Origin of the sequence: Bacillus sp. FSL K6-1218 (assembly GCF_038006445.1) — a bacterium.
GTDB lineage: Bacteria > Bacillota > Bacilli > Bacillales > Bacillaceae_G > Bacillus_A > Bacillus_A thuringiensis_S.
In genome coordinates, this window is the sequence record NZ_JBBOVE010000001.1 from 2,418,883 (window position 1) to 2,429,621 (window position 10,739).

Genomic DNA, 10,739 nt, shown 5'->3' on the forward strand with positions numbered 1-10,739 from the left:
TCAGATGAGATGGTCTATATGAAAGCAATCCTAACGTCTAATATGTATATACAATTTGAGAACACTGTCTATTTTTTTTGAGATTATGTTAGAATAACTCTTTTTTGAGTACAAAGATATTGGAGGTAACAGAAGTGAAAGGTATGTTTTGCAAGAGATTTATTGCAATAGTAACAGTGCTTACACTATTTTTTAGCATGTTCGTTACATTTGGAAGAGCAGCAGCGGAAACAGTTTCTGCTATAGACGTTGAAGCAGGATCAGCAATTTTAATAGAAGCAAATTCCGGAAAAATTTTATATCAAAAAAATGCAGATGAATCATTGGCAATTGCTAGTATGACAAAAATGATGAGCGAATACTTAGTTCATGAAGCGGTAGATAAAGGAAAACTTAAATGGGATCAAAAAGTTAAAATCTCTGAATATGCACATAAGATTTCGCAAGATCGTTCATTATCAAACGTTCCATTAGAAAATGGTGGCTCTTATACGGTAAAAGAGTTATATGAGGCAATGGCAATTTATTCTGCAAATGGTGCAACAATTGCTTTAGTTGAAGAGATTGCTGGTAAAGAGGGCAATTTTGTAAAAATGATGAACGATAAGTCGAAAGAGTTTGGAATGAAAGATTATAAATTTGTAAACTCTACAGGCTTAACAAATCAAGATTTAAAAGGATATCACCTAGAAGGGACAACTCTAGACGAAAAAAATAAAATGTCTGCAAGGGATTGTGCAATTTTAGCACAACGTCTTATTCAAGATTTTCCCCAAATATTGAATACAGCAAAAATTCCTAAAAAAACATTCCAAGAGGGTGGTAAATATCCAATTGATATGGCGAACTTTAACTGGATGTTAAAAGGTTTAATTAAGCAATATGAAGGTGTAGATGGTTTGAAAACAGGAACGACTCCAGAAGCGGGAGATTGTTTCACTGGTACAGTAGAAAGAAATGGTATGCGCCTAATTTCTGTAGTGATAAAAGCAAAATCTCATACGGCCCGTTTTGATGAAACAAAGAAATTATACGATTATGGATTTGCGAATTTTGAAGTGAAGAATGTCTACGGAAAAGATTCAGTAGTAAAAGGACATGAAACGGTACGAGTAGCGAATGCAAAAGAGAAAGATGTAGTAGTTCAAACGAAGCAAGCTGTTTCACTTCCAATGCCGAAGGGCAACAAAGACGGTTATAAAAAAGAATTTAAAGTATCAAATAAAGAACCAGAAGCGCCTATTAAAAAAGGTGTAACAATTAGTAAAATAATTATCTCGCCTAAAGATAATACCGATCCTGGGTTCTTATCAGGTAATTCATTACAAATAGACCTTGTAACAAAATCTGATGTGGAACAAGCAAATTGGTTTACACGTTTTATACGTAAAACTGGATCTTTTTTTAGTGGTATGTGGGATAGTGCGATTGATATAGTAAAAAGCTAATTTTATAGGATACAACTAAATATTAGTTTGAAACAAAAGGTTTCAAAGTATTATAGATTCTTATGTAAATAGTTTGGAATGAAAGATTGTATTACTTTTCAAATTTGGTCCTTCGGAACTTTTGGTATTTCTATCAAGCTAAAATGAATTTGTATCCATATACTCCAAAAACGCTATTCTTTTTGTAGAAATATACAGAAGGGATGGCGTTTATTATGAATCTTTCGATTTAAAGGATTCTGGTGCAAGGTTAGTTTAATAAAGTTACATGATGAAAAACCACCCATTAAAGTTTCACTTTATAAAAATTTAATAAAATCTTTTCTTTGTATTAAATATTTTGTTTTAAATTATGTATATAAAGAAATGGAGGTCAAATTAACTTTGTACTGCTTATATTAGGAATTTAAAGAAACGATATGTACAATTCTCCCACTACATTCGCATAGTGGCCTTTATGAAAAGCAAAATCTACAATTTACAAGGAGAACATTTTATGAGTAAGAGAATAAAAGAATTAGATTCCATACGAGGGTTAGCGGCACTTACTGTGGTATTTGGACATTTTTGTTTAATGCTACCATCGTTGCCTAATTCTATTAAATTTTCCCCGCTTAGGTTTTTATGGGCGGGTGGGGAAGCTGTTATCGTTTTTTATGTATTAAGTGGTTTTGTGTTATCGATGGCACTTTATCATTCAAAAACAAATTATTGGGGATATTTAATTAAGAGATTTGTAAGAATCTATATTCCTTATTATTTTTGGATAATTGTTACCTTTGTTTTATTTATTTTATTTTCGTCGTATGAAGTGGTAGGGCTACGGGATTGGTTCTATGATAGGTGGCAAGGGTCTATAACAAAATTAGATATTCTAAACCACTTTGTGCTTCTTAATAACTTTTTTACGGAAAATTATAATCCAGTTATTTGGTCATTGGCTCAAGAAATGCGTATATCTATTGTATTTCCTTTGTTATTTCTTTTTTTTTATAAACTGAATTGGAAGAAAACGATACTATTTGCTTTGTGCTTTTCTTTAATTAGTGTTTTTCTTAATATGTTGCATATTGGGAAAGCTGAAGGATTTTATAATGGTTATGCTGATACACTGCATTTTACATCTATGTTTATTGTTGGAATGTTACTTTTTAAGTATAAGGAAAAACTTATCTACTCATATAGGAATATGAAAAAAATTAAAAAAGGATTTCTTATTGCATTAGGGATTATTCTGTATTTATATTCCATTTTAATTTATGGTTTTTCCCGTAATGATACTACTTTCTTATTAAAAGATTGGGGTGTCGTAATGGGGGTTAGTATATTTATTATAATGGCTATGAGTAACCTAAAAGTAAAAGCATTTTTAAATAAGAGTGTATTTGTATATTTAGGAGAAATTTCATACAGTATCTATTTGTGTCATTTTCCAATCATGATGGTACTATTTAAACTTTTGTATACAAAGATACCTATCTTTTTCCTTCTTACTTTATGCATTGCAATGACACTACTTTTTTCTATAGTTTCGTATCATTTAATCGAAAAGAAATGTATCAACTGGGCAAAACAAAGAACAAACAATTTTTTGAAAAAAGTATAATTCCTAGAGAGATTTTATTTCTTTAGTAAATATACGAATATGACCGATTCCTAAGTATACTTAGGAATCGGTCAATTTTGGATTCTAAATGTAAATATAATAAAGTGGAATATAATTGAAATTGAAAACCACTTAGAAATAACAATTACGGTGTGAGCTATTGTATAGTATAGATATGTTTAAAAATAAAGGGGGAATACATATGTGGAAGCGATTTTTAGCAATTGGTGATAGTTTTACAGAGGGGATAGGGGATGAAGTTGAGGGAATTGCATTAAAAAGCTGGGTAGATCATTTTGTTCAACTGTGTGAAAACGATATAGAATATGCCAATTTTGCAAAGCGTGGGTTAGTAACTAAAGAAATTCGCTCGCAGCAATTGGAAAAGGCGTTAACTTTTAATCCAGATTTGGTTAGTCTCATTGCAGGGGCAAACGATGTTTTAAAAGGACGTTGGAATCATGATGCATATAAGAACGATATGGAATTTATGATAGATTCATTAAGTAAAGCAGGTGCTGATATTATTATAGCAAACCTTCCAGATTTTACAGTTAGGCTTCCTTTTGCTTCTGAAAAAAAACAAGTAATAAAAGAACAATTATTAGAGGCAAATGAAGTTATACATTCACTGAGCAGAGAGTATAAGCTTCATCATGTTGATTTTTGGAATCATCATTTAGTTAATGACAATATGCTTTGGTCTAAGGATTTAATTCATCCAAACTCAAAAGGATATGTAAAAGTTGCTGAATTAATTTTTAGTAGTTTGCCTGTACAGAAGACAAAATAATAGTTTGCAATGTAACGAATATGATATTAAGTGTATGAAGCTATGTTTTTTAGTAAATGGAAAGAACTAAACATTTAGCAAACAAAGCATTTCTACAATATATTTCTACAGTAGTGCACAAATGCAGAATCACAAAGAAAGATCACTTATGGAAATAGGTGGTCTTTAAATGTTTTTATAACTAAATTAGTATATACTGTATTACTAACAATTTCGTACTACATAAAAATTAAGTTCTCTTATAGAAAAACGGATTTTATATTATCTTAAAATATAATAACATGTTCAAATCATATTTTGGGTATGCATCCTAATTGTGAATGATGTGTAATTTTTTTTGAAGTATAAATATCCAATAAATAAAATAGGTAGTAGGTGCAGAAGTATTAATACTATATTATTCAATTCTTGTTATGAGTACATTAGTGATTGGTAGTATTATATTTTTATTATCAACTTTAGTTATTGGAATTAATTTGCATAGAAAATATGTAGGATAAGAAAAAATAAATATACTTTATTGTATATTTATTTTTTTGTTTAGTAGGATTTATAGTCTCTTTAAACTATTATGTTAATAAAATTAAAAAACTATATTCTTAATATCCCTATGGTTAAAGCTATCTATAAAATGAAAATATAACTAAATAATAGTTTTGTTATGATTTGTGGACTTGGTTTTTTATCCGAATTTTCTGATTCAAATATTTCAACTTTATGAATATAGTAGGTGAAATATTTGTGTGATAGTATTTGAGATAGAAAAAAGCCAACTTTAAAAAGGATGTGAATTGAATGTGCAAACGACTGTAAAGGGTTATATTAAGGCAACGTTTAGCTGTTATTAGTGTAAGGAAAAGATATATTTTGTAACAGTTGATATAAAAATGAAGAAATAGGTACGCCTTCTTTTATCTGACTATTTTAAAGATATAAAAAATAATACTAGTTTGAGTTTTGACGAAGTTAAATTCTAGGTGAGATGTCAATAATGATTAATTAAGTTTAATAAAGAGGTACCTTATACGCAAAAGCGTTTATATTAGTAACCTAAGGAGCTTGCTTTTATGAAAACTACTGATTCAAAAGGCCTATTAGGAAATAGGGTTTATTTACAAGTTTTCTCTGCCTATTCATTGCTTATGCTTGGTGTTTTTATTGATATGTTAGCGATTATGACTATAGTTGGGTTTGAATGGGAAGTAGATCCTACTATGATTGGATTGATTCCTGTTGCATATGCACTTCCTGGAATTATTTTTGGCTCATGGGCAGGTGTTATTGCAGATCGTTTTAGAAAAATTCCAATTATGATGTTCTGTAATCTAATGGTTGGTCTAATAACAATTGCTCTTTTATTTGTACAAGATATCCACTGGCTCTTAGTGGCATTAATGATTCGTTCCATTTTTATTGTTTTCTATTATCCTGCACAGCAAACACTAACAAGACAGATTGTATCCCCGGACTTGCTTACTAAAGCAGTAAGTATCAACGGAATAGTAGAGCAGGGTACAAAGATAGTAGGCCCACTTATAGGGGGCATGTTGTTGAGCTGGTTTCAACCAGAGTTCTGCCTCATTATAAGAGCTATAAGTTGTTTATTAGCTACTTTAGTTTTGATACCCACAATAAAATTTAAAGAAACTATATCGAAAGAATTTGTTGAAAAGCAAAAACAAAGTACTTGGACCGCTTGGGTACAAGGGTGGGGTTATGTGTTATCTAATCGGATAATATTATCAACCATGATTTTCGTTACAATAGCCATGGCGGTATTACAATTAGTAGACTCACAATTCCCAACTTTATTTAAGAGCTTATTCCCACATGATAAAAGTAAAATGGGATATATCATTTCTATTATTGGTCTTGGCGGAATACTTGGTGCATTACTAACTCAGAAATTAAAACAATTTCAATATGGCTGGGTAGTATGTGGAGGTATGGTTTTAATGGGAATTGGTTTTGGGGGGATTGGTTTGATAACGCCCGGTACGGTCTTCGTTTTAGCCTATTTAATTAGTTTTATCGCTGGTATCGGAAGTGGGCTGATGCTTGTATCTAATCAAGTCATTTTACAAATAGAATCGGATCAAGATCAAGTAGGAAGAGTATTTGGTATACAAAGCAGTTTAACAAACGCAGTTCTAATTATTTCTCCTGCTATGAGTGGTCCATTAGTGCATTTGTTTGGAGTAACTCAACTCTATGTTTATGGAGGGATTGGGCTTGTTATTATTGGAGTAATTGGAGTTTCACTGCAGAAATATTTATGGGCTAAACATAAACACGAACCTATAAGAGCAAATAATTTTTGAAGGGAAGATTTTTATGACCAATGAGGAATGTTATCCATTAAGCCATCCGCAGCGAAGAATATGGTATACAGAAGTTATTCATTCTGATAAAGGAATATGTAATTTAAGATTTTTATTTAAACTTCATCGAAAAATGAACTATTCAAAATTAAACCAAGTTGTGAATCGCGTTATCAGTGAAAATGACGGTCTGTGCATTAGGTTAAAAGAAAATGGGCATCAAGAACCTAAACAATATTTTATTAAACATGAAGAACAAGAATTTGAGTTTTTTGATTTCAGTAATGTGGAGAATACAAATTTGCTTGAGGCATGGATTGAGCAGAAAACAAAAGAAACGTTTACATTATTTAATTCGAATTTATACTATTTCGCTTTAATAAAATTAAACGATAATGAATGTGCGGTCTTTGGAAATGTTCATCATATTATTATGGATGGTTTATCAATTCAAATATTTACTGAGCAGATTGCAAAATATTATTATGACATGCATAACGAGAATGAGGAAGGCGAAATTAAAAATTCATATGTTCAATTTCTGACTAATGAACAAACATACTTGAATAGTAGTCGTTTTCAAAAAGATCAAAAATTCTGGTTAGAGGAATTTAAAACACTGCCATCTGTGACCGGGTTGAAGCCTTATAATACGTACCAAGTTAGTACCAAAGCATCACGTGAGACGTTTATATTAACGGAACATTTGAAGAGAAAGATAGAAAAATTTTCTGAAGATTACAAAATTAGTTTATATACTCTTTTTGTTGCTGCTTTCTCGTTGTCCATGTATCGGTGGACCTCATCCCTTGATATTGGTTTAGGAATGGCTTACGGCAACCGTATGACTAAAATGGAACGAAAATTGATTGGAATGATGGTGAGTACAGTTCCTTTAAGAATGGATATTGATCCAGAAGAAGAAGTACTTTCATTTATTAGTAGGGTGTCCAGAAAACAAAGTAAATCATTAAGACACCAGAAATATCCATTTGATTTGTTATTAAAGCAGATTAATAAAGAGAGTAACAGTAATGTGAGACTTTTCGGAACTACGATTGATTATAGGAATCGTGATGAAAGTGGTGACTCACTATGGATTCCAAACCGTGAAGAAGTACAAGATTTTGCAGTGCATATTGAAAATCTAATTGATATAGACTCTTTACATGTACATATTGATTATCGTGAGGAGCTATTTTCTAAGGAAGAGATAGAACGATTCTTTAACGTTATGCTAGTGATACTGGAAAATATTTTTGAAAACCCAAAGCAGAAGGTGGCTGAAATAGAAATCATTTCTGAGGAAGATAAAAGAAAAAGTTTAGTTGAGTTCAACAATCCTAAACTGGATGTCCCGCCTCAAGTAACTATTCATGAAATGTTCGAACGGCAAGCGATGATTTATCCAAATGCTATTGCAGTTACGTATGAAAAAGAAAAAATTACTTATAAGGAGCTTAATGAACGTGCAAACCAGTTAGCTCATTATCTGCAGAAAAAAGGAGTAGGACCTGATACTTTAGTTGGACTGTGCGTTGAACGTTCCCACGAGATGATTGTAGGTATTTTAGGGATTTTGAAGGCTGGTGGGGCTTATGTCCCACTTGATCCAACATATCCAGAGCAACGACTTCAATATATTTTAGAAGATGCTAGCATTCAGTTATTCGTAACGCAAGAAAGTTTAAAAGAATTGAACTGGTTACCAGAAAATGTTGAGTCGATTTGCCTGGATCGTGATCAAGATGAGATTGGGAAAGAAAGTAAGACTTTGCCGGTTTCTAGTGTCGGTCCCCAAAATCTGGCATATGTAATCTATACTTCGGGATCAACGGGAAATCCAAAGGGCGTTATGATAGAGCATCACAATGTCATTCGGTTATTTAAATCGACGGATTGTTGGTATCAGTTTAATGAAAAAGATACTTGGACGCTTTTTCATTCGTATGCATTTGATTTCTCAGTATGGGAAATTTGGGGAGCATTATTATATGGTGGAAAATTAGTTGTTGTTCCGTACTGGATTAGTCGATCACCTAAGGATTTTTATCAATTATTGGTGGAGGAAGAAGTCACAGTTCTAAATCAGACACCTTCCGCATTTCGACAATTAATACAAGTGTGTGAACAAGAAGATAAGAATAAAAATTTGCAGCTGCGTTATGTCATATTTGGCGGAGAAGCGTTAGAACCTACTAGCTTGTTACCGTGGTTTCAAAGGTATGGGGAGAAAAACCCACAGTTAATTAATATGTATGGAATTACAGAAACTACAGTTCATGTTACATATTATCCAATTACTTTAGATGATGTGCAGCAGGCTTCAAGAAGTAATATTGGAAAGCGGATTCCCGATTTAGAAGTGTATATACTAGACGCTTATCAACAACCTGTTCCTATAGGTGTTGATGGTGAACTTTATATTGGCGGGGCAGGGCTTGCACGTGGGTATTTAAATAGACCTGAATTAACAGCAGAGCGTTTTATATCTCATCCATTTAGTAGTGATCTGAAAGCAAGATTATACCGGACAGGAGACTTAGCGAGGTATTTGCCAGATGGGAATCTAGATTATCGTGGAAGAATTGATCATCAGGTTAAAATACGTGGTTTCCGAATTGAGATTGGGGAAATTGAGTCTACTTTACATACATATGCATATGTAAAAGAGGTAGTTGTAATTGTAAGAGAAGATCAGCCAGGCGATAAACGATTAGTAGCATATGTTGTAGGAGATGGAAATGTAGATGCGTGGAGAGAGTATCTTAAAGCGAAACTACCAAGTTATATGGTTCCTTCGGGATTTGTGGCGATGGAAGCTATTCCACTTACAGCTAACGGTAAAGTTGATCGTGAGGCCTTACCTATGCCGGAGGAAACGCAGATTAATAGTGAATGTGTTGGCCCTCGGAATAGTAACGAACAGATACTAACTACCATTTGGAAGAGAGTATTAGGTGTTAAAAAGGTGGGAATCTATGATAATTTCTTTGAAATTGGTGGCGACTCGATTCTCAGTATTCAAATCATATCTCAAGCAAGTCAAGTGGGGTTAAAACTTACTCCAAAGCAAATGTTTGAATGCCCAACTATCGCTGAGCTGGCACAAGTGGCTATAGAAACGCAGGGAGTACAAGCGGAGCAGGGAATTGTGATAGGTGATGTGCCTCTTACTCCAATTCAGTGCTGGTTCTTCGAGCAAGAACATCCACATACAGAGCATTGGAATCAATCAATGCTTTTAAGAGTAAAAGAAAGATTGGATGTGAAATTACTAGAGGGAGCGATATTAAATTTACTGAAACATCATGATGCTTTACGTTTCCGGTACGAACAGTTACCAAACGGAACGTGGAGGCAGAGAAATGAAGGGACTGATGAGCTGTCAGTACTCCATGTTGTAAAACGGAATCAAGTTAATGAAAAAGAGTGGAATAAAATAATACAAGAAGAGATGAATATTCATCAAGCTAGTTTCAATTTAATTACTGGTCCGTTAATGAAAGTAGTGTACTTTGAAGATAACTTGACTGAAAATGATCGAATATTCTGGGTGATACATCATTTAGTAGTAGATGGAGTGTCATGGAGGATTCTATTGGAAGATTTACAGGTGGTATATAACCAGATGAAACAAGGTCAAGAAATTCGCTTACCTGCGAAAAGTACATCTTTTAAAGAATGGTCTGAACGACTTCAGACATACAGTGATTCGGGTATTTCAAAAGAAGTAAAGGATTATTGGAATGAACAAGTAGAAAAAGAAACGATGAAAATTCCAATGGACTATCCAATACAAGAAACGACAGAAGAATCGATTGATCAAGTGACGAGGACTTTAGGAATAGAAGAAACACAAGCATTGTTTCACGAAGTTCTAGTCACTCATAAGACAAGGATTGATGAGGTACTATTAACGGCATTAGGACAAGCTATCGTCGATTGTACAAATCAGCAAACCGTTTCTATTCATCTAGAAGGACACGGGAGAGAAGAGATGATTGAAGGTATTGATTTATCAAGGACAGTGGGCTGGTTCACGAGTATTTATCCCGTTCATCTCAATTTTCAAGGAACTCAGACACCTATTGAAGGGTTAAAGGCAGTCAAAGAGCAATTGCGTCGAATCCCAAATCGCGGAGTTGACTATGGTATTTTACGTTACTTGAATAAAGGATTACTTCCGTTTTATCAGCAAAAGCCTTCAATAAGCTTTAACTATTTGGGCCAATTTGATCAGGTGTTTTCAAGGGACTCTTTGTTTATGCAAGAGACAGGATTTACATTTTTAGATCATGCTCCAGATTCCAAACCATCTCATCTAATTGATGTTATCGGAATGGTGAAAGATGAAAAGTTACATTTTATTTGGATGTATAGTAGGGAACAGTTTTCTAAATTAAAAATTCAAGTGATAGCAGATGGTATGTTGAGGCATCTTCGTCAACTTATAAATAAACCAACAACAGAGTCTGCTTTTACGGTATCAGATTTTGCTGATGCAGAGGATCTTACGGAAGAAAGCTTGAGCAAAGTATTACTTAAATTAACAAAGAAGAGGGTGTAAA

Annotated in this window: 5 protein-coding genes; all 5 read left to right on the forward strand. The window is 33.0% G+C overall.

Annotated features, from left to right (window positions below):
* Window positions 1-134: 134 nt before the first annotated feature.
* The 5 genes from MHI26_RS12400 to MHI26_RS12420 all read left to right on the forward strand — a co-directional run bounded on the left by MHI26_RS12400 (window position 135) and on the right by MHI26_RS12420 (window position 10,738).
* Window positions 135-1,448, forward strand: coding sequence for a D-alanyl-D-alanine carboxypeptidase family protein (locus MHI26_RS12400; protein ID WP_000677656.1), 1,314 nt, complete (start codon window positions 135-137; stop codon window positions 1,446-1,448).
* Window positions 1,449-1,905: 457 nt separating this feature from the next.
* Window positions 1,906-3,054, forward strand: coding sequence for an acyltransferase family protein (locus tag MHI26_RS12405; RefSeq protein WP_061667590.1), 1,149 nt, complete (start codon window positions 1,906-1,908; stop codon window positions 3,052-3,054).
* A 202-nt stretch (window positions 3,055-3,256) separates the two neighbouring features.
* Window positions 3,257-3,847, forward strand: a complete 591-nt coding sequence (locus tag MHI26_RS12410) for an SGNH/GDSL hydrolase family protein (protein ID WP_061667589.1) — start codon at window positions 3,257-3,259, stop codon at window positions 3,845-3,847.
* A 1,067-nt stretch (window positions 3,848-4,914) separates the two neighbouring features.
* Window positions 4,915-6,168: an MFS transporter gene (locus tag MHI26_RS12415; RefSeq protein ID WP_000858613.1), complete on the forward strand. Its 1,254-nt coding sequence runs from the start codon at window positions 4,915-4,917 to the stop codon at window positions 6,166-6,168.
* Between the two features lie 13 nt (window positions 6,169-6,181).
* Window positions 6,182-10,738 carry a non-ribosomal peptide synthetase gene (locus MHI26_RS12420; protein WP_061667090.1) on the forward strand — a complete coding sequence of 1,519 codons (4,557 nt, stop codon included), beginning with the start codon at window positions 6,182-6,184 and terminating at the stop codon, window positions 10,736-10,738.
* Window position 10,739 lies beyond the last annotated feature (1 nt).